The 21,184-nt window shown below is 41.3% G+C and carries 19 protein-coding genes; 4 read left to right on the forward strand and 15 right to left on the reverse strand.

Features of this window, described 5'->3' with window-relative positions; translation table 11 throughout:
* Positions 1 to 1,259 (forward strand): hypothetical protein (locus FXW07_RS04530; RefSeq protein WP_229394358.1); only part of this gene is annotated, 1,259 nt, incomplete at its 5' end.
* 248 nt (positions 1,260 to 1,507) lie between these two features.
* The gene (locus FXW07_RS04535; protein WP_229394359.1) at positions 1,508 to 2,134 is read left to right on the forward strand and encodes a type 1 glutamine amidotransferase family protein; all 627 of its coding nucleotides are present in this window, start codon (positions 1,508 to 1,510) and stop codon (positions 2,132 to 2,134) included.
* A 107-nt stretch (positions 2,135 to 2,241) separates the two neighbouring features.
* On the opposite strand, the gene FXW07_RS04540 is transcribed toward FXW07_RS04535, so the two are convergent.
* The 7 genes from FXW07_RS04540 to cfbD form a co-directional block, all read right to left on the reverse strand.
* On the reverse strand, positions 2,242 to 2,916 hold the full coding sequence (locus tag FXW07_RS04540) for a PHP domain-containing protein (RefSeq protein ID WP_229394369.1): 675 nt from the start codon (positions 2,914 to 2,916) through the stop codon (positions 2,242 to 2,244).
* A 622-nt stretch (positions 2,917 to 3,538) separates the two neighbouring features.
* Positions 3,539 to 4,792, reverse strand: a complete 1,254-nt coding sequence (hflX, locus tag FXW07_RS04545) for a GTPase HflX (RefSeq protein ID WP_229394458.1) — start codon at positions 4,790 to 4,792, stop codon at positions 3,539 to 3,541.
* A gap of 53 nt (positions 4,793 to 4,845) precedes the next feature.
* On the reverse strand, positions 4,846 to 5,241 hold the full coding sequence (locus tag FXW07_RS04550) for a DUF2209 domain-containing protein (RefSeq protein ID WP_048124232.1): 396 nt from the start codon (positions 5,239 to 5,241) through the stop codon (positions 4,846 to 4,848).
* 256 nt (positions 5,242 to 5,497) lie between these two features.
* Positions 5,498 to 6,550, reverse strand: coding sequence for a tRNA-intron lyase (endA, locus tag FXW07_RS04555; protein WP_229394371.1), 1,053 nt, complete (start codon positions 6,548 to 6,550; stop codon positions 5,498 to 5,500).
* Positions 6,551 to 6,853: 303 nt separating this feature from the next.
* Positions 6,854 to 8,341: a Ni-sirohydrochlorin a,c-diamide synthase gene (cfbB, locus tag FXW07_RS04560; protein ID WP_229394388.1), complete on the reverse strand. Its 1,488-nt coding sequence runs from the start codon at positions 8,339 to 8,341 to the stop codon at positions 6,854 to 6,856.
* 63 nt (positions 8,342 to 8,404) lie between these two features.
* The gene (cfbC, locus tag FXW07_RS04565) at positions 8,405 to 9,202 is read right to left on the reverse strand and encodes a Ni-sirohydrochlorin a,c-diamide reductive cyclase ATP-dependent reductase subunit (RefSeq protein ID WP_229394391.1); all 798 of its coding nucleotides are present in this window, start codon (positions 9,200 to 9,202) and stop codon (positions 8,405 to 8,407) included.
* A gap of 37 nt (positions 9,203 to 9,239) precedes the next feature.
* Positions 9,240 to 10,352, reverse strand: coding sequence for a Ni-sirohydrochlorin a,c-diamide reductive cyclase catalytic subunit (cfbD, locus tag FXW07_RS04570; protein ID WP_229394401.1), 1,113 nt, complete (start codon positions 10,350 to 10,352; stop codon positions 9,240 to 9,242).
* Between the two features lie 34 nt (positions 10,353 to 10,386).
* Here cfbD and FXW07_RS04575 point away from each other — a divergent pair, with 34 nt between their 5' ends.
* On the forward strand, positions 10,387 to 10,560 hold the full coding sequence (locus tag FXW07_RS04575; RefSeq protein ID WP_229394410.1) for a hypothetical protein: 174 nt from the start codon (positions 10,387 to 10,389) through the stop codon (positions 10,558 to 10,560).
* Between the two features lie 78 nt (positions 10,561 to 10,638).
* On the opposite strand, the gene cfbE is transcribed toward FXW07_RS04575, so the two are convergent.
* Both cfbE and cfbA read right to left on the reverse strand, forming a co-directional pair.
* On the reverse strand, positions 10,639 to 12,246 hold the full coding sequence (gene cfbE, locus FXW07_RS04580; protein ID WP_229394425.1) for a coenzyme F430 synthase: 1,608 nt from the start codon (positions 12,244 to 12,246) through the stop codon (positions 10,639 to 10,641).
* A gap of 26 nt (positions 12,247 to 12,272) precedes the next feature.
* A complete protein-coding gene (cfbA, locus tag FXW07_RS04585; RefSeq protein WP_048157631.1) occupies positions 12,273 to 12,665 on the reverse strand; it encodes a sirohydrochlorin nickelochelatase in 393 nt (130 codons plus the stop codon).
* A gap of 417 nt (positions 12,666 to 13,082) precedes the next feature.
* On the opposite strand from cfbA, the gene FXW07_RS04590 reads away from it, so the two are divergent.
* Positions 13,083 to 15,035: a cation-translocating P-type ATPase gene (locus FXW07_RS04590; RefSeq protein WP_229394426.1), complete on the forward strand. Its 1,953-nt coding sequence runs from the start codon at positions 13,083 to 13,085 to the stop codon at positions 15,033 to 15,035.
* 427 nt (positions 15,036 to 15,462) lie between these two features.
* On the opposite strand, the gene FXW07_RS04595 is transcribed toward FXW07_RS04590, so the two are convergent.
* From FXW07_RS04595 to FXW07_RS04620, 6 genes are all read right to left on the reverse strand, one after another.
* Positions 15,463 to 15,801 (reverse strand): P-II family nitrogen regulator, encoded by a 339-nt coding sequence (locus FXW07_RS04595; protein ID WP_048122641.1) that lies wholly within the window; start codon positions 15,799 to 15,801, stop codon positions 15,463 to 15,465.
* A complete protein-coding gene (locus FXW07_RS04600) occupies positions 15,798 to 17,411 on the reverse strand; it encodes an ammonium transporter (RefSeq protein ID WP_229394427.1) in 1,614 nt (537 codons plus the stop codon). The genes FXW07_RS04595 and FXW07_RS04600 overlap by 4 nt, the downstream gene beginning before the upstream one ends.
* A 486-nt stretch (positions 17,412 to 17,897) precedes the next feature.
* The gene (locus FXW07_RS04605) at positions 17,898 to 18,338 is read right to left on the reverse strand and encodes a DUF2267 domain-containing protein (RefSeq protein WP_229394428.1); all 441 of its coding nucleotides are present in this window, start codon (positions 18,336 to 18,338) and stop codon (positions 17,898 to 17,900) included.
* 186 nt (positions 18,339 to 18,524) lie between these two features.
* Entirely contained in the window at positions 18,525 to 19,115 is a 591-nt protein-coding gene (locus tag FXW07_RS04610; RefSeq protein ID WP_229394429.1) for a hypothetical protein, read from the reverse strand.
* 296 nt (positions 19,116 to 19,411) lie between these two features.
* A complete protein-coding gene (locus tag FXW07_RS04615; protein WP_229394430.1) occupies positions 19,412 to 19,780 on the reverse strand; it encodes a PadR family transcriptional regulator in 369 nt (122 codons plus the stop codon).
* An 868-nt stretch (positions 19,781 to 20,648) separates the two neighbouring features.
* On the reverse strand, positions 20,649 to 21,164 hold the full coding sequence (locus FXW07_RS04620; protein WP_229394431.1) for a gas vesicle protein: 516 nt from the start codon (positions 21,162 to 21,164) through the stop codon (positions 20,649 to 20,651).
* Between the last annotated feature and the right edge of the window lie 20 nt (positions 21,165 to 21,184).

Below are 21,184 nucleotides of genomic sequence, written 5' to 3' on the forward strand. Positions count from 1 at the left end.
GAAAAGAAGAATTTATGCAAAAAGCCCTTGAAATAGCCTCAAATATTCAAGATGATTCTGACAGAGCAGAGGCCCTTTCTGTTCTTGTTCCTCATTTTGATGGCCAAAGAAAAGAAGAATTTATGCAAAAAGCCCTTGAAATAGCCTCAAATATTCAAGGTGATTTTACACGAGCATCTACCCTTTCTGTTTTTGTTCCTCATTTTGATGGCCAAAGAAAAGAAGAAGTGATGGAAAAAGCCCTTGAAATAACCTCAAATATTCAAGAGGGTTATTACATAGCACATGTCCTTTCTGTTCTTGTTCCTCATTTTGATGGCCAAAGAAAAGAAGAAGTGATGGAAAAAGCCCTTGAAATAGCCTCAAATATCCAAGATGATTTTAAACAAGCATCTGCCCTTTCTGTTCTTTTTTCTCATTTTGATGGCCAAAGAAAAGAAGAATTTATGCAAAAAGCCCTTAAAATAGTCTCAAATATTCAAGATGATTCTGGCAGAGCATTTGCTCTTTCTGTTCTTGTTCCTCATTTTGATGGCCAAAGAAAAGAAGAAGTGATGGAAAAAGCCCTTGAAATAGCCTCAAATATTCAAGATGATTCTGACAGAGCATTTGCTCTTTATTCTCTTGCTCCTCATTTTGATGGCCAAAGAAAAGAAGAAGTGATGGAAAAAGCCCTTGAAATAGCCTCAAATATTCAAGATGGTTATTACATAGCACATGTCCTTTCTGTTYTTGTTCCTCATTTTGATGRCCAAAGAAAAGAAGAAGTGATGGAAAAAGCCCTTGAAATAGCCTCAAATATTCAAGATGATTTTAMACGAGCATYTRCCCTTTCTGTTCTTGTTCCTCATTTTGATGGCCAAAGAAAAGAAGAAGTGATGGAAAAAGCCCTTGAAATAGCCTCAAATATTCAAGATGATTCTGACAGAGCAGAGGCCCTTTCTGTTCTTGTTCCTCATTTTGATGGCCAAAGAAAAGAAGAATTTATGCAAAAAGCCCTTGAAATAGCCTCAAATATTCAAGATGATTCTGACAGAGCAAAGGCACTTTGTTTTATATTATCTCTTATGAGGAATTCTCCAGTGAATAAGCTTTATTTTTTGTGGAGAAGAGTAATTCAAATTCTTAAAGAAGGTACTCGAAGTAACTTACTTTCTAATATCACCACATTAATTCCAGTTATGAATTATTTGGGTGAAGATGAAAAGTTATTTGAGATTTCTCGGGCTATTATAGACGTGTCGCATTGGTTTCCGTAAAGTAAGTATTCTGATGGGTACTGTGTAGTCTACGGGGTATGTGTTAAATTTTCAGTATTCAATGACGTCTGTCTGGAGGTAAAAACCCATCAATTACACAGTACCTCACAGAGCCTTTTCTATGAATAGAGATATTTTATGTGAAGATAGGACATACCGGATAAAATGAAATTAGTACATGCCGGATAAAATGAAATCAAAATATGAAATCAGATATCTTTGACATTTTAAAGACAGTGGGACCAATTATGAAAAGCACAGTATATCTTTACGTATTTGACACAATGGCTGACTGGGAAATTGGTTATTTAAGCGCCGAATTAAACTCGGGAAGATTCTATAGAAAAGAGTCGCAGCCTTTAAAAATAGTCACAGTTGGCATAGATAATACTCCTGTAATTACAATGGGTGGCATAAAAATAATACCTGATATCGGGCATGAAGAATTTATCATTGAAGATGCTGCAGCCCTGATCCTCCCTGGCGGAAATACATGGACAGAACCGATTCACGACCCAATTTTAAAAAAGGCTGAAGAATGTTTGCAGAAAGGTGTAGTTGTTGGGGCGATTTGCGGCGCTACAATGGGACTTGCTGAAAAAGGGATGCTGAATAATAGATGGCACACCAGCAATGATCTCGGATTTCTTAAAATGATGTGTCCAAACTATGCAGGAGAAATGTATTATAAACAAGAACCGGCTGTAACTGACGGAAATCTGATTACTGCTTCCGGAACAGCTCCACTGGAATTTACTGTTCGTGTGTTGAAGAAACTGGATGTATTCTCGCTGAAAACGGTGGATTCATGGTACAATCTTTATCGTACTCAAGAACCGAAATATTTCTATGAGCTAATTAGTTCTATTCAATGAACTGCAAAAAGTTCATTTAATTTTGTAAATATTGAACTTACACGGTTGAACCAAAAAATCAATATGTTTTAACCCTTCAATTGTTGAAAACATTCATTATGCTGGAATTAAGTTTTACGAAACAATTTTTTCTTAATTTTTCGCCTGGCACTGCCTGACATCTGTTTAAGAATGATGGGTGTGGGCGTATTTTTTCCCGCAGGGGCGACTTTTCCTTCCCTGATTGCTTCCAGCACGGAGTCAAGGGTATTTTCCGAGGCATTGATCGTGGTGTATGCCTGGCCTACCATTTCGGGGATATGAGAATCGCTTCCTGCAACGCCCGGAATTCCAAGCCTCTTTGCCTCGGTTGCAGCTTTTCGGTTGGCTCTATTAAAAAGGCAGCGGGAATTGAAAACCTCAATGGCATCAACGTCAAGTCCTTCAAAACTTCCTATCCCGTGAGAACTGCGCTTGAAGGGATGAGGGATAATAACCGTACCTCCGAGTTTCCTGGCTCTATCTATCGTTTCTTCCGGACTCAGATGAGGCTCGATATTCTGGCTGATTCCGAGAACAAGGATATGTCCCTTCGAAGAACTAACCTCAACCCCGGGAATGACCGTAAGCCCAAGGCCAAGTTCCAGGGCTCTTTTTTCACAGGCAAGCCCGCCTTCCACATTGTCGTGGTCACAGATAGCAATCCCGTCAAGCCCTTTTTTACGTGCAGTTTTAAGGATGTCGTCATGGCTTGATTTGCTATCTTTTGAATACTCGGAATGTACATGCAGATCGAATTTCATGCTAACAGGAAAATGAGGAATGGATTTATATAAATTTTGAAACGGGAGTCCATCGACATCCGAGTTTATTACAGACCGCAGGAAATTTCGTTTACTTACGGCAGAAAATTTCGTTTACTTACGACAAGAACTTTCGTTTACTTACGAACAAATCATGTTTTAAAAACGAGATAAAAATTCTGGAGGAATTGCGAACGGGCCGAAACATAGCAAAAATCTTGTTTTAAGGGTGTAGTTTAGGATATTAGGAGGGTCTGACATTTTCAGTAAACACCCGTTCGCATGTAAACAAACAACTTCTGGATATAAATATCTTTCGTGAATATACGAACAATATTCAGGTCATACAAAAAACTCCCTGAGAAAAAGATATTGGAAAACGTTATATCAATATTCCAGTAGTTTTTATAAAATTCAAAAAGCTTTATACTCTTCTGAAAAGCCCGGGAGTGATACATATTCTCGGGCACAAATCTTAGAGAGGTTTGGTCCAAACTTTTTCAAAAAAAGTATGATCAAAAACCAGGTCTTTTAAAAATAGGTCTTTTAAAAATATCAGACTCAAACTTTTTTTGAAAAAGTTTGATCAAAGACGCAGGCTTTTTAGAACCTCGAAGCAGAATCACTCACTTCTTTGAGCTTCCTGAGGTTCAAGGAGTGCATGTGCCCGGCTAATTATTTCTGTTCTTGCTTCATAATCCAGAAAGATTCGCTCTCCGAATTCAACATTGTGCACAATTCCTTCTTCATACAGCCATGAGAGGATTGACATTCCTTTTTCCGAATTAGGAAGGGAAAGAGAGCAAAAACACCAGGGAGGCAGATGCTTTATTATCTCGTCTTTTAGCGCAGCCATACCTGTGCCTTTTTTTGCAGAAACAAAGACCGGATTCGGGGCCATATAGCCTATATGATCCATAATCGCTTCAAGTTCGGATTCATTAACCAGATCGGCTTTATTAAGCACGGTAATAATAGGAACTCCCTGTATCCGGTCCCAGAGAGTATCGTGAGATGTCGAAAGTTTCTGAAGGATCGTTTCGGGTTTTTCGCTTGCATCCACGACCAGGAGTATAAGGTCCGAGAGAAAAATCTCGTCAAGGGTGGACTTGAAGGCATCAACCAGCCAGTGAGGAAGGTCTTCTATAAAACCCACGGTATCGGTCAAAAGAGCTTTTCGCCCCCCGAGGTCCAGAGCTCTGGTCATGGGCACAAGCGTTGTAAAAAGCATGTTCTTTGCCTCAACACTTTCATTTACAATTGCGTTGAAAAGCGTGCTTTTTCCGGCGTTTGTATATCCTGCAAGGGAAATTAAGGAAAAACCTTTCCTGTGCCTTAAGGCCCGCAGGGATTCGTCATCCTTTTCTGCAGATTCAAGCTCATTCTGAATTCTTGTTATCCTCTTCTTCAGGTCCTGTTCATAAGAGTCCTCGTAGTCTCCAAGCCCCATGAAACCTGCCCTTTCTTCCTTTTTAAGGAGAGACACAACAGCTCTTGCCCTTGGCACCTCATATCTCAATCTTGCCAGTTCGACCTGGAGTTTTGAACGGTGGGTAGTTGCTCTTTTTGCAAATATCTCAAGGATGAGCTGGAATTTATCGATAACCTGGCATCTGCAGATTTCCGAGATATTGAAGAGCTGGGTTGTAGAGAGCCTGTTATAGAAAATGACTTTCTCTGCACCCGTACTTCTGGCAAGTTCGGCAAGTTCCTCTATTTTCCCCCGGCCAAGCTGGTATTTTGAATCGGGATTCCTGGTTTGCTTAAGCTCACAGACCGGCAGGTAACCTGCAGCCTTTGCAAGCTCTCGGAGTTCCTGTAAGAGGTATTCTTCACGTTCAGGGTCCGAATTGGGAATTGTTCTTTTAACGAGAATTACCCTGTTACCGTTGTCGGATCCGTTATTGGATTTCTGTTCAGTTGAAATTCTTACGCCTCGATTTCAAGTTCTTTTATCAGTAAATTGCGGGCGCTCAGGGATATATGGTGCACGAGTTCAATCGATTGTCTCTCGGCAATTGATTCCTGATATTTAAAAGCCCTGGAAAACATACTTTCGGTTACCCATTTGGGTTTATTATACATATCCCCCTTTTCTGCCACAATCGTACCCTCAAAGGAAAGCTGGTCAGCCGTGTCTTCGATTAGCTGTACGACGTCCAGCAGGCTGGGAGCTCTTTTTTGCCAGAGCGGAAGTATTTTGATCTGCTTTATTTTTTCAATATGGCTAGCCGAAACCGTAAGCGCTGCAGCCGCACATACCATATAATACCCTCCTTTAATCCTGTGCCTGCCAGAGATGTCTACTGCGATAATATCCCACATATGCTTCACCATCGGCTGAAAATCTGTTTTTTCATAAAATTCAGAACCGTTAAGATCGGGGAAACTCCTTCCGGTCAAGTCTGAACTAACACTCGAATAAACACTCGAATAAACACTCGAATAAACACTCGAATAAACACTCGAATAAACACTCGAATAAACACTCGAATAAACACTCGAATAAACACTCGAATAAACACTCGAATRAACACTCRAATAAACACTCGAATGAACACTCAAATAAACACTCGAATATTTACATCTTCGTCCGGCTGATGTCAAGGTATTCGATTTCTTCTCCTTTCTCAACCGCAAAAAGCATTGTTTTCCTGACGCTGTTTGCGAGCCTGACAGCTCCGGACATAACTGGAAGCCTGAATTCGAAATCCGCAGGAATGGCATTTACAAGATATTCCGAGTGCGGAATTTTTTCAATAGACTCAACCTTTCGGTATACCCTGAAATTCGTCCCGAATTTAAAACCGGTTTTAACCACATGTCCCGAATCCCTGAGATTTTTATATGCACTGTACTTTCTCAGGAAAGAGCTCTCAATCTCCGAGGCTTTCTCGACAAACTCGTCAAACGAAAACACTTTACCTTTCCTGTCCCGAACCGTTATTACGCCTCTTGAAAAGAGGTAAAGGGATTCTACAAGGGAAAGCTGAAGCCTTTCGGAGTCCAGCATTTTCCCGTAAAAGCCTCTTTTATAGAGAGTTTCCGAAGCCTGAGCATCCCAGGCTATTACCCTGTCTTCCAGGAAAGTGGCATCGGCTTTGACGGCAGGATATAGCTCAGACATTTCTCCTTCAGGAGCTGCGGTTTTAACCTCATAGAAAGTAAGGTCACTTTCTTCATCCACCACAGCAAGGATAAACTGCTTATGCACGTTCTCTGCCGAGGTAACTGAGTCCTGAAGAAGTTTTACAGGAAGGAGCTGCCTTTCAGACTGGACATGAACAAAAATGTTTGCCGCACTTTTACCCGGGTGGCTGCCTCTGGGATACACCCGGAAATCCGCAGCTGATGGCTGGACATAATATCCTCTTTCTTTAAGGTCCTTATAAACTATGTATTTCAGCTCAAAATTCGGCTGCCTCAAAGAAGCCTGTTCGAAAAAGGCTCTGAAATCTAGCAGTATGCCTTCGAGTTCGATCTCGAGCTTTCCTCTGGACAGGAGAAAAGCAGCTTCTACAAGAGAGAGTTCAAGCCCCTCGCCTTTAGGACGCCCGAAGTAACCAGTTTTATAAAGTTCGGCTACCGCTTCCTTTCCGGCAAGGACCCGGTCTCCTTTAAGTTGTGTTTTCAATAGATTCACCTGAGAAGAAAATGAAATGAAAATAAGTTCTTTACCAGTATGGCTTGCTGTAGTTTAATTTGCTATAGCGTAATTTCTCTTGATATAGGTTCTCATAAAATAGTTTGTTATTAAAATAATTTATTATTAAAATAAGTTATTATTAAAATAAGTTATTATTAAAATAATTTGTTATGTTTGTTGTACTCTAATCTGTTGTAATCTAAATTGTTATAATCGATTAATATAATATTGCTTTTTTGACCTGAAATAGAGAATAGGGTTTGCATACGCTAAGGAATTAGCCTTCATAAATTATGGAAGAACCCGCGATTCCCTAAAATTTCTTGCAGCCTCTACAAGTGAGCTTGCAAGCTCCCTGTAAGCAACTCCGTGCAGGTGGGCATACGAGCCCAGGGTATTTCCAGAAATAAGCCCGTCCATGTCGTTCTTTATGCCTGTGCCTCTTGACAGAGTTATTGCAAATTCAGCATCTTCAGGAATTTCCCATATTTCAGAATGGTGGAATTCGTGTCCCTTGAAGCTGTTGCCTTTTTTCCCGAGAAGGCAGTCCTGATTAAGGGTTCCTATATTGTAGCTGACAACTCTTGTCTGTCCCATTATAGTATGCCCTGGCAGAGCCCCAACCATTGAGTATGTAGATTCCGGCATTGATGCATCGTGATAGGTGCCTTTTCCGGGGACGCCTGTGCTTATTTTTTCCGTAAGGTACATAAGCCCTCCGCACTCGGCATAAATAGGCATACCTGCAGCAGACGCCTTTTTAATATCCTGGCGCATGGACTCGTTAGCTTCAAGTTCGGCTGCAAAGAGTTCGGGATAACCTCCCCCTATATAGAGCCCGTCAACATCTGGAAGTGAGTGGTCTTTAACAGGGCTAAAGTAAACGATTTCTGCGCCTGCAAGATTCAGGAGATCTATGTTATCGCGATAGTAGAAGTTAAAAGCCTCATCAAGGGCGACCCCTATCTTTGGCCTGGGTGCTCCGGGATCGGAGACAGAAGTAAAAACGCTATTGTCAGGGGTTTTCAGGGGTTTTGCGCTTTTTGCGATTTCCATAAAGCGGTCTACGTCAATTCCTTTATTGATAATTTCTTCAATGCCGTGAAGGCGAGCTTCAAAGCCCCCGTCCCCAAGTCGTCTTCGGCCTTCGAGAGCTGGCATAAGCCCTAAATGGCGCATGGAAATCTGCATTGCAGGGTCTCTTGGAACAATTCCTATCACCGGAACGCCTGTATAGTGTTCGATTGCCTCTTTTGCTTTTTCGGCATGACGGCGGCTTCCTATGTTATTAAGGATAACTCCTGCAATTTCCACATCAGGGTCGAAGTTCCTGTATCCGTTGATAAGGGCAGCACTCGAACGGGTAATGCTCCGGGCATTGATTACGAAGATCACAGGACATTTAAGGATCTTTGCAATCTGGGCAGTGCTTCCAAGGTCGCTTAAGCTTTCAAAACCTTCGTAAAGACCGCGAACCCCTTCAATAATTGCAATATCCGCTTTCTCGCCGGCATCGCAGGCATGGGTATAGACATCCAGAATCCCGTTCTCATCCATAAGGTAGCCGTCAAGGTTCCGGCAGAACCTGCCAGTTATTTCAGTATGATAACTCGGGTCGATATAGTCCAGAGCGACCTTAAAAGGCTGGACTTTGTATCCCCTTGAAACGAGAGCAGCCATCAGGCCCATGGAGATTGTAGTCTTGCCTGAGGAAGAACGGTCTGCGGAAATGAGAATCCTGGGAATATTCCCTGCTGTGGATTGCTTGCCATTAAGCATTTTTGATACCCCTGATGTGTTTATTCACCCTGATGTGTTTACTCAACTTATTGCCACTCTAATTCATTTTGTCAATTCCCTCAACCGCTCGTCACTCAGGGAATCGGCTGTAACTCTGTTTTCGTTTTCAAGTATTGCTTTCCCAAGTTCACGATAGATCTGAGCAATATCGGATTCAGGTGCCTTTTCCATTACAGAGTAACCTTCCCTTTCACAGTCCTGGACTACCTGCCTCTTAGGGATAAAAGCCATAAGCTGGCTGCCGATCTCCTCCGAAAACTTTGAAACAATTTCCTCTTCCCTGCTCACGTTTCTTGAATTACAGATTACCCCGCTAAGCGGCATTCCTATCTTCGATAAGCCTTTGCAGATATTATTTGCTGCATAAAGAGGCATGTACTCTCCTGAGGTCAGTACATAAATCTCATTTACGAACCCTTTCCTGATAGGGGCAACAAACCCTCCGCAGACGATGTCTCCTGGTACATCGTAAATGATCAAATCCTGCTCTTTTAAGAGATTTCCTGAGACGCTTTTCAATTTCTGGATGGCAACAATGATTCCTCTCCCTGCACACCCTATACCTGGTTCCGGGCCGCCTGCTTCTACGCATTTGACGCCTGCATACCCTTCAAAGACCACATCTTCTTTCTTTATGTCCACACCCTCGCGCAGGAGGTCGAGAATCGTTGGAATTCTCCTGCCTCTTAGAAGGGTGATTGATGAGTCACTTTTAGGATCGCAGCCTATAATCATAACCTTCTTTCCTGCCTCGGCGCAGGCAGCGGCAATGTTTGAGGCCGTACTTGATTTACCTATGCCGCCTTTTCCGTAGATCGCTATGATCTTCTGGTTTTTCAAAGGATCTTCCTCCTGATTTTGTCCTGGATCTTCCTATTCAGGCTTCCTTTGCAACTTCCCTTAAGGTAGCCCCAAACTCTGACTCCACAATTTCACTGACTCCCAGCGTTTTCGGGTGGAGGTCAATTTCAACCAGCACGTACTCATGCCCCATCTCTTTTAAGGGCAGGACCTGTCTAGGGCCGTTAGTAATCGAAATAAGCTCCATGTGCTTTATGTGTTCCATAGGGATTGCGTGCGGGACACCTGTAATGATCGCAAAATCAAAGTCACTATATTTTTCCTTTATTAATTCGCTGACCTTTTCGCCTGCAACCGGGTACTCGTCCATGCCGCCAATGATTTCATGCACCTCAACTCCGTGTGCTTTGAAGTCTCTCATTATGTACTCGGCATGCTGCCTTACTCTGGGAAGCCCGAGCTCTGGGTCGATATTTGCCATATTGATAAGTTTTTCTTTTTTCCCGAGAGTTGCTGCAACCTCATTGACTGCAAGGGTAATGTCTGCAAACATGTAACCGGTTTCTTTTTTGGCATTCATGATGACAAGGCCCTTCTTTCCTTCCTTGAGGAGTTGAATTACACGCTGTGCGGCTTTGTATTTGACATCCCCGCGGGAGGGAGCGAGGTATTCCCTGCTTGCAGCTCCAAACCGTTTTTCCACTTCGGTCGCTTTTTCAAGGAGATATTTTTGACGCTCGAACTCTTTGTGATCAATAATCCCTACATCGAGTGCGGATTCCAGGGCAAAGAGTACTCCTTTTGTGTTATTGTGATAGCCTGCATGCACCTCAACTTCGATTACAGGGACATCAGGATTTGCCTCTAGCACGGCGTCATGCATTTCTTCTCCTATGATCATGCTGGGACAGGTTCCTACAATACCTATAAGTTTAGGATTGAAAAGTTCCACTGACTTGTTTATCAGTTCTACAAGTTTGTCATGCCCTCCGAATACGAAATTATTCTCATCAAGGCCTGTGGTAACCACATGTATACCGTCTTCTTCGAGCAGCCTTGCGTGTTTAAAGGAACACCCGGGAGGCCCATGCAGTATAGCGACATCAACATTTAAGTCTCTCAGAGTGTAAAGAGCCGCAACTATGGAACTTGGGCGGGGATGAATGATTGAAATCTCTTTTTCAGCCATGGCGAATCCTCTTGCTTAAATAATAGGGATATTGATGAGAATGATAGAACGCATTTCCCTGAAAATTTCTGTATCCTCAGGATATGAACTACTACCTGTATCCTCAGGATACGAACTACCACCTGTACCACAATGGGATTGGGAAACACGATCAGTTGACATTAACGCGAGTAATGGAAACGAATACAGATTGGAAGAGCCTGTATAAAACTCTATCATAAAAATTTCGGCAAACATCTGAAGTCTTATTCTGGCCTGTATCCAGAATCGGCTTTTAACGGAAGCTTTAACGGAAACATTTCACTGAAGAAAGTATTATATCATCGCCTCCTGCAAATTCCGAGGCTTTTGAAAGACCTTCCGGAAGACCCTGTGCATAAGAAATATTTTTCCCATTTACTGTCTTCATCCGTTCTCCTACCAGGATAACCTGCTTACACTTTGTACCAAACTTTTCTACAAAGCCCTGTACGAGTTCTGGAGGTAGTCCTTCACAGACCTGAGAGGCTTCTTCTCCCAACACAAGGATGATGCCTTTCTTTTTTTCGTCCTTTCTCTTAAGGAGGGCATAATCAAGGGCTTTTTCGGCTGAGAGAATATCCATGCCTGAATTGGAATTGTCTATTAGGGAAATACCATTCATTTCTTTTTCCTGCATCCTGCCTGAAAGCCCTCTGAATCCTTCAATTGCCGAAATAATAGCTTCAGGTTCAATTCCAAGTTCGAGGGCGGCTGCCGACGCTGCGACAAAGGCAGTTCTGTAAGCTGAAATATTATATCCTGGACGCAGGGAAGCTGACAAAATTTCCTTTCCCCTGTGCATGAATCGAATGCCAGAGCCTGAAAATGTAGGCAAAGCCTGTAGCTCGGTTGAGCCTGCTGACATTGATGGACTTGATAGACCAGTTGACCTTGATGAATCTAATAGGCCGATTGATGAATTTGATAGACCGGTTGACCTTGATGATCTTGATAGATCGTCTGGTCCTGGTAAGTCTGAAGACATTACTAACTCTGGGGGTACTGATAGGACTGAAGTCCCGGACCCGGTTTCTAGCACAAAATCGGCTGTTTGGTCTGAAGTTCCGGAAAGCTGGCCACTGAAAGGGTCTTTGAAGGTTAATACTTTTATTTTGTCTGTTTTTGCAGCTTTAAGGGCTTTTTTGGCCCCGGAATTGATTAGAAGGATACTCCCGGCTTTTGCGAGCTTTACAAGCTGGAGTTTTGCCTCGCTTGCAAGGGCTGTATTGTTTGCAATTCCGTAGTCCGGAGAAAGGGTTGTAAGAATCCCCAGGTCAGCAGTGCCTGTGCCTCCTATTGAGATCTCAAAGATAAAAAAATCCGGCCTGAGTCCGGCTTCAAAAACTTTCTCAACTGCAACCAGAATGCTTCCTGGAGTTATGCTCAGACCCCTGTAAATAAGAGAAGAAATACCTGCTTTCCAGTATTCGAGCCCACGTGAAGTGTGCAGCACTACTTCAAAATGCCTGGAGAGCATATCGGCCAGGAGGGAGGAGGTACTTGTTTTTGCTTTTACGCCGGTAACCTCGACCGTTTTTATGCCTGAAAGCCTTGAATCGTTTTTAAGTATTTCTCCGACAATTTCGTGGTGCGAAAGGATGTCTTTTTTCTGTGCCCTGGCTTCTACAAGCATCGGATAGGCAGGATCAAGATGCACAGGCGCTACAATGATGTCGAATCCTGAGGCAGGAAGAGGATTTTTTGAGCAGTGTATCCCGTACTTCTCCTCAAGTTCAAGCAGTGTTTCAGGCTTGACTGTCCCGTATACGTCTATTCCGCTTACTTCATTTCCAGCGGCTGCAAGGCTTTTTGCGATAGGAATGCCGCCGTGGGTCAGGTCGAGCACGGCGAACTTCTTTCGGTACAGGTCCATGATAAAACCGGACCCCAGGTGTGAATTTAAAGGGCTTCCTGAACCCTTTTGAACACAAGGTCTGCGATAAGCTCATCGGCTCCGAGAGGGTTTGCATAGCATAAAGGAATGGTTTTTCCGTCAATTTCCAGGGTACCGCAGCCATTTTTGTCCAGGCTCAGTATCTCCGGGATGTCCTTTGTGATATGAACTCCAGATGCCAGGAAAACCGGTACTGCTGCAATTTTTGTCACGCCAGTACCTGCAAAGCCTTCAATTGCCTCTTCAAGGGTTGGCTCACTGTTTTCCATAAAGCCGGCTCTTACAACAACATCAGAGTGTTTACGTGCAATATAGTCTGCGATCTTAGTGACTACTTCTTTATTGTAAGGCAGCTTGCTCCCGTGGCCTATGGCCAGAATTCCGAGTTTTTCTGTCATATTAAAAACCTCAATATCTATCTGTTCGGGCTTAACACAATTGTTTGAATTTGTAATAATGAAGAGTTTAACATAGTTAGGATTTATATGATATAATCCTTTTGAGAAAGAAACAGCGGGAGAAAGTTTTGATAGATATGGGCATAATTTACTATTATTATAAAATTATAATGTGGATGTATGTATTTATCGGATTGATTTCAGTTTTTCAATTTTGATATGAACCGTTGCCTGGGGCTAAAGTTGTTGTTTCAGTCGAGTTCCCGTAGCTGCTTTGGATATATTCTCGCCAACGCAATTTTAGTTTCTTACAATTAAATCTAATTTTATTATTTAGTATTAAATCATAATAGCTTTATGTTATTAATATTTATATGTTTTAACATCTAAAATTTTGATTTTATTTGGGTAGATAATATGACGGACAACACTTACAGTCATACTGGAAGCTTTTGGAGCAGCATCCGTAACCTGGCAACTCGTTATCAGGATTTTTTACTTGACCCCGGAACATTATTTACTGTGGCAAGCGGGGTTTTGCTTATAATAGCAATACTTGCTTATCCACAAAACATGCTGTCAGAAGGAAATATTACGAGCGAAGGTAACTGGTTATATCTATTATCTGCACTGGTTGGATCATCGTTTATATGGTGGTCTGCCTACCAGGGGATTAAAGAAAAAGACTTTACTGCTGATATCCCGGTTACTATCGCAACAATTGCTGCTATTGCTATCGGGCAGTATTCAGCCGCTGCAGTCGTAGCCGTACTTTTGCTTCTGGGGGGTATGCTGGAGGAGCTTGTCTCTGCAAGAGCAGGAAAGGCACTAGAATCCCTGGCAAAACTGTTGCCTGATAGAGTCACAGTCAGGCGTGATGGACACGATATTGTAGTGTCTCTTGAGGAAGTTAAGGTAGGGGACACGATCCTGGTCAAGTCTGGAGAACGTATTGCTGTTGACGGAACTGTTCTTTCAGGCACTGCTTCAGTAAATCAGGCTGCTATTACCGGAGAGAGTCTGCCAGTTGATAAACAGGAAGGAGATGACGTTTTTGCAGGCACTCTTAATGAAGTAGGTGCAATGGAAGTGCTGGCCACTAAAGTTGGAAATGAAACAACCATCGGACAAATACATCGCTTGATTGAGGACGCGCAGATTCAGAAGCCAAAGATAGAGAGGCTCTTGAACAATCATGCTAAATTTTACACGCCTACTGCAATTATCTTAGGCGGCTTGCTATGGTGGTGGAGTGGGGACCTGACACGAGCAATTACTATGCTAATAGTATTTTGTCCATGCGTGATGGTACTCGCTACACCCACAGCGCTTGTGGCTTCGGTTGGTAACGCGGCGTTAAGAGGCAATCTCATTAAAAAAGGAGCAACGATAGAATCTATGGCCAGGATAGATACCGTTATTTTTGATAAGACAGGGACACTTACTCACGGTAAACCAAAACTTGCCAGCGTCATAGCATTGAACAAAAATAAAGATGAAGACTTATTAGCTGATGACTTATTGTTATTGGCTGCAATCGCAGAGAAGTTCAGTGAGCATCCGCTTGGAAAAGCTGTTGTCAAAGCTGCGGAAGAGAAGGGGTTATTAATCCCGGACCCAGAATCATTTGAATCCTTATCAGGAACAGGCATAAAGGTTAAAGCCAAAGGGAAAAACATCTTTGTAGGCCGTCTGAAACAAGCATCCGAATTTAATATATCAATCTCTCATGAAGCTGAAGAGAGCATTAAAAAACAATCTCAATTGGGACGTAATGTAGTCATGATAGGCATTGATAACGAGATCGCAGGGTTGCTAACATTTGAGGATAGAATAAGGCCGGAGTCAAAAAAGTCTATAGAGAACCTTCATAGACTCGGAATAAAGACAATAATGATCACAGGTGACAGCAAAGTAGTTGCGGAACAGGCAGCTAAAACCCTTGGTATAAATGAAATATATGCCGAAGTAATGCCCCAGGAAAAAGTCGAAATTGTGAAACGTCTACAGCTTGAAGGTCATAAAATCATCTTCGTAGGCGACGGTGTTAATGATGGTCCGGCACTTGTCACGGCTGATGTAGGAATAGCTATGGGACTTACAGGAACAGATGTGGCAATAGAGACAGCAGAAGTTGGACTATTATCCGATGACCTTTTAAAAATTCCGTACCTTATAAGCGTATCCAAGAAGGCGATAAGCACTATCTGGCAAAATGTTGTATTCTCGCTTAGCGTTCTCTCAATGGCAGTTATATTGACTATACCGGGCATACTTACACCCGTTACAGGAGCATTACTACACGAACTCTCGTCAATTCCAGTAATAATGAACTCAGCAAGATTAATTACGTACAGTCCTAAAGACTGAAAATGAACAAAAATTCTCTCAGGGCTATTTCTTGGCCTTGCATTAGTAGATCATTGCATTAGTAGATGGTTGATATTTATCTTTGAGTACTTTTGCTGACTCTGGTCCAAAATCTAGTGATTTTTGTATTTTTCGATTGAAATCATGAACTTGCAGGAAGAATTCGTTCTTCAATCAAACTCAATATTTGATATCGAAAGACTTCCATCGAGAGGACGTATTTAATGGATTATAACCAATTACAAAATCTAGTGATTTTCAATTTCACGTTTATCACTGGATTTTGGTACTGAGTCCTTTTGCTTGGTTACTCTATTTCCTGAGTTTACCTGTATATTTGCTTGGTTACTCTATTTCCTGAATTTACCTGTGTACAGGAAGTTTATAAGTGCGTCCGTTTACCCGGAAATTTATATAGGAAAGGCCTTTAAATGGCCTTTCCATCTCTTTCACCGGTTCTTATCCTGATTACCTTTTCTACGGGTAAGACAAAGATTTTACCATCTCCAATGTTGCCGGTTCTGGTGGAACTAACAATAACATCGGTAGCTTTATCCTCGTCTTCATCGTTTACTACCAGCTCGATCTTTATCTTTGGTAGGGCATCAACCCGATATTCCTGGCCTCTCCATTGCTGGATAATACCTTTTTGTTGGCCGCGGCCTTTTACGTCAACAATTGTGAGGCTATTGAAACCGGCATTTTCAAGCGAGGCTTTTACTTCTTCAAGTTTTGTGGGCCTGATGATCGCTTCTATTTTCTTCATATAGCCTTCCCCTTTTTAGTCTCGGTCGCTAACGCTATTTGGCCACGAATTTGACTCGGTTCAGGGCTTTTATTCATTCCAGTCTCAGGGATGTCCCCAACATAGCCAGGGCAGCCTACTTCGGGCACGTCAAGCCCTCCTATCTCAACTTCGGTACTCACACGCATCGGCGTGATCAGATTGATCAACTTGTAGATGACAAACGCCAGTCCACCAACTACGATGAAGTTTGTAGCCACGCCTATAAGTTCTGCCACAAACTGCAGGGGCTGGCCATATAACAAACCAGTAACTGCGGTAGGCACTCCATTCAATCCAGCGCCATAGCTGCCATCTGCGAACAGACCTAGAGCTAGACAGCCCCATGCGCCGTTGACCATGTGTACAGAGACAGCACCAACCGGATCATCTAGTTTTAACTTTCTTTCAACGAAGAAGACTGATTCGACTACAAGAATGCCCGAAACAAGGCCAATGACCGCAGCGCTGATCTGATTGACGAATGCACAGGGTGCAGTGATAGCGACAAGTCCTGCCAGCATACCGTTACATGCCATTCCAGGATCTGGCTTTTTCGTGCGCACGGCCCACATCCATGCCGTAGCTGCGACAGCACCGGTAGCTGAAGCCAGCATAGTGTTTGTGGCTACAACAGCTAGTCTCAGGTCTTCACCTGCCATGGTTGAGCCCGCATTGAATCCGAACCAGCCGAAAGCAAGGATGAAAGTGCCGATTATGGCCATAGGGATACTGTGACCGGGTATTGCATTAACTGAACCGTCTTTGTTATACTTGCCTATACGCGGTCCGATTAGCCATGCGCCTACCAGACCGATAACTCCTCCGGTCATATGCACTACCGACGAGCCGGCGAAATCCACATGGCCGTTACCCAGGCCAAAATTAACTCCAAGCTGGGACAGCCAACCTCCGCCCCACACCCAGTTGCCGAAGAGTGGGTATATAAAGGCACCAATAGCAAATCCCATGAAACAGAATGCCAGGAATTTCCATCGTTCCGCAAGCGCTCCGGTAGGAATCGTTGCGGTAGTATCCATGAAGACCATCTGGAATAAGAATAAGGCGAATACACCAACATCATAAGTGCCTATCAGCCCAAATCCAGTCATTCCAAAGAGCCCGAACTGATGCCCTAAAAGGGTAATATAAAACTCATGGTTAAGTCCGGTATAGCCTCCTAGAGTGGCCAGCGGACCGACACCTCCGAACATGATGGCAAAGCCCGTGAGGAAGAACCCTAGCATACCCAGTGGGTACACAAAGAAGTTCATAGCCATTGTATGTGCGACATTCTTTACACGAACGAACCCGGTTTCGACCATCGCAAACCCGGCCTGCATGAACATAACCAGGAAACCCGCTAGCAGTGTCCACATTATATTTATGGCTACACTGTTATGTCCTACAGCACTGGTAACGTCTGCTAAAGAAGGTGCACCTCCGGTGCTCGACGCTACATAGCTGGAATAATCCGTATCAGCTCCTGTAGGGTCTGCCTGCTGGTCCGCCAGCACTATAGCCGGAAAAGCAACGACCAAAATAAATAGTACTAAAAAACTAACAAATAACCCGTTTATTTTGTTTCGCATTCAATAAGCTCCTTAATTTTTCTATTCGGGCTTTAATAATAGGCGGTCAGCGACATGCGAGGTCGTATTATCTTATTATATGATATACGAGACTGTATCATCTTGTTCTCTGTATATCATCCGTCTAATAGCCCTATATCATATCACCAGCAATTTATTGCCTTGTGTTTCTATATTAATCTTTCGTATGGCTAGGAAATGAGTTTCCCCTTTTATAATATATTAATATATCGAAACTATATGGATAAATATTAATAATTATAATAAAAATAAATGAATACTCATGACTGATTCTTATATGAAGATGCAGCAATAGTGGTGCATAAAAAACCATATGCTTTAAATTTTGAGAAAACAAAAGTAGAGTAATTTTTATAAGAATCTAAAAAAGCATCTTTTCATGAAAAAGATGGAAGAAGAGAACCCCGAAATAGATAAAAAGGTAAAAGGACTCCGAGAATAATTTCAGTTTAAATTTACGCGTATTCATCCTTTCGGCGCTATTTCTTCCGGAAACCACTCCTGAATCTCTTTTGGCATATTGAATTTTACATCCCGAAGTTCGCCTTCTCCCATGTGCCTGTACATGACCCAGAGGACAGCTCGAATAACTTCAGACGGATTTACATTTTCAGCGAACTCAAACTGTGCGTGCACCCTTCTTGCAAACTCCTCTTTTTTGAATTTCTCGGGCTTATCCCTGAGAGTCCAACCGTCATAATATATTCCTTTAATTATAAGTGGCAACTGTGAAGCAAGATCAACTGCTTCTTCTACCGGAAGCCTGTCCCGGATAGCGTGCAATGTACCCCTCAATGCCTGATATGCACTATCCTTGCTCTGCCATTTCAACTGGGTCAGAATATCTCTGAGCCATACATTGGTTAAGTCTATACTGTTTTCAAGATTCCTTACTCCCGTAGTCATTTCAACTCCCCCTAAAGCTTAAAAACAACTATCGTTAGCAATAATATCGTTTGACAGAATAAATTATGGGTTGTATTTATATAATAATATCTAAGAACAAAACTAGAAGAGGAAGTACGGGTCCTGGCCGGATTTCGGGATCAGAAATCCGAAAAAAGCTCTATTTTTACAGACCAGCAAGGTATTTCAATGCTTTACCAAATCAAAAACTTCTATGTCATCAGCCAATTTTGGAATCACGTTGTGTTCAGCTCCGATGAACAAAATTCCAGTTTCTTCGTTCTCCAGAGTTTTGTTTATCCTTGAAGCTATGTATGCATCCCTTTGTTCAAGCAAAAAATCTTTTTTAGCAATATATCTCTTTTTTGCCTCTTCCTTTTCGGAGGTGGAAGATACTTTTAACATATCAAGCAACAAATTACGCTCTTCAATTAGAAGCTCAGGATTTTCAGTAGCAACGATCCTGGCTCCATTTGCCACCATTTTTTCAATAATCTGATAATTTTTACTTCCTAGCTCTGCTGTATTGTGAATAATTTTAATTCCCATTTCACCTTCACATGGCAAGCCGTCCTGATAAATTCTAGTATTCTCAAGATTAAGATTGAGCCCAAAAATTTCCTTTTCAAGTTCATCCCAGAATTTTTCGATAAGCCTCTGATTATTTTCCCATTTTTCCCTGCCGAGTTTAGAAATAGCTACCTGTGTTAGTTCTTTACCTAAAGAACCCATATCTGCAGAGGTATGGACAATTCTTACATATACAAGCTTTCTCATGTTCCCACGCTATATCAGTAACTGTTAGAAGACATATTAGTCAAATTTTTAATAGAATTGGTTTTGAATTGATGATAATAATCTTGAAAACTAAGGAATTCAATAGAAACCTGGGCATACTTTATTTTGTGACATTTCCTAAGTTGTTTTACAGGAATCTTTTACATAGATCACACCGAATTACAAATTATATTTCCATTTTGTCGAATCTTTAAAACCAATTTAGAAGGTTATAACTCCCCTGAAAACTGAGCTTCATTATCCAACTGTAATAGTTATTTGAACTTTAAGACAGCCTATTTATCTATGCAAATTATAAAATACTCAAGAGCTTCTTTAAATTCTCTTAACCTTATATCGATTATCTGTCTCCCTATTTCTGTGGGAACATAATATTTTGTTCTCAGGTCACCTTTTACAGTATCGATTTCAAGCAAATTCTGATCTTTCAATGCATACAATATAGAATATATTGCACTAGGGGATATGTAAACACGATGTTTAAAAAAAAGTTCCTTTGCAATATCTTGCCCAGACATCGAATTATTCCTGATCGTAGAAAGTACTGCAACATTCAGATGCTTCTTTAATATGTCTTCAATGTAAACATTTTGGGAATCCGATTCTCGGGCTTGAGTTATATGTTTCTCATTTTCAGGATCCATTGCTTCACCTTAGTCGATGCCAAAATTGTCATATACGATACTGTAATTTAATTGTCAAATTATTCTCGGGTCTGATAATTTCATATTTTCCATTACACCGACTTTTCATCCCGAATTTGACAGAAACATATGTTTTTTGGTGTATAGATGGGGTTCAAGTTTCTGTTTTCCTGATACAATTCAAAGTTCGGCATTACTTTTTTTATTTTTTTATTTTTTGAACGATTCTGTGTCGATGCAATATTTTTTGTAAGTAAATACCCTACTCATCTGGTTTTTGGATGTTTAGAGCGACTTCAATATTTTATTTTTATATACAGTTCTGGGTAGCGCAGTGAAATTGCTGTAAATTTAAAGTACCGTTTTTTATACTGTATAATATATAAATTCTTTAAAAGTGATGTTTTTTTCCAGGGAATCCTTGAGATTTGTGATTTTACAGAAAAATTAATAAACTGCCTGATCACATGATCCCATACATTTTAAATATATTTTCTTAAATTTTTTCTCAGTCATCATTTTTTAATATCTGTTATTCATGCACTTAATATATTTACATACTTATTCAGACTAATTACTTGATTCGGTCTAAATTTTTCTTATTCAATTATAATTCCAAATATTGGTCAATATTACAATCTAGATTATCGGGAAGTCACAAGAAGGTTCCTGAAGTTGCATACTACTCCTTTAAATATATTTGACCTATCCTATATATAATCTTTTATCCCATGAATTTTTTAAATTTGTTAATATTTTTACAAACTTTGAAAATTTATCATTTAATTATGGCTATATAATATTATTTTTATTAATTTTTAAATCGAAATGGTTTTCTAATCCAGACCATTTCGATTATTCATCCAATTTATTCGCTATAAATTTTGCTTATAAGTGCGTCGTGAACATCTTCTATATTTAGAGAATGTATCCAGAGAACACTGTTATTGTTAATCTTGATACACAATTCTTTCCTTTCTTTTTCCTCGTGAACTTTTGTGACTAGAACGACTTCCATTATATCTTTCAGTGCGATTTCGTACAATATTTTATTAAAGGCCTTGTGCCAGCCAAAAATTCTGCGATTTGTCAAATACATGTAACCATAATTCCAGGCTTTCCCCTGATCCTTAGAATAGGAACCAAAAAAATTCATTTTCGTTTCTTCTTCCGCCATAAGAGTTGGCGAAGTCACTCTGTGTTCAAGTGCCCAGGCTCTTGTACTCTGGTCAAACTGCTCAAATATGCCGTATTCAAGCATTGTTTCAATTCCAGCAGCTAATAGTCTGAGACTCAAGCCTATCAGGGGTACACCTGCAACTGTGATCAGAACATCGGCGTTTAAAACGAGTCCTTTGTTAAGTAACCTATCAAGAAGTTCCACTAAGGAGTCTTCTCCACGTT

It is taken from the genome of Methanosarcina sp. DH1 (genome assembly GCF_020804205.1).
Classification (GTDB): domain Archaea; phylum Halobacteriota; class Methanosarcinia; order Methanosarcinales; family Methanosarcinaceae; genus Methanosarcina; species Methanosarcina vacuolata.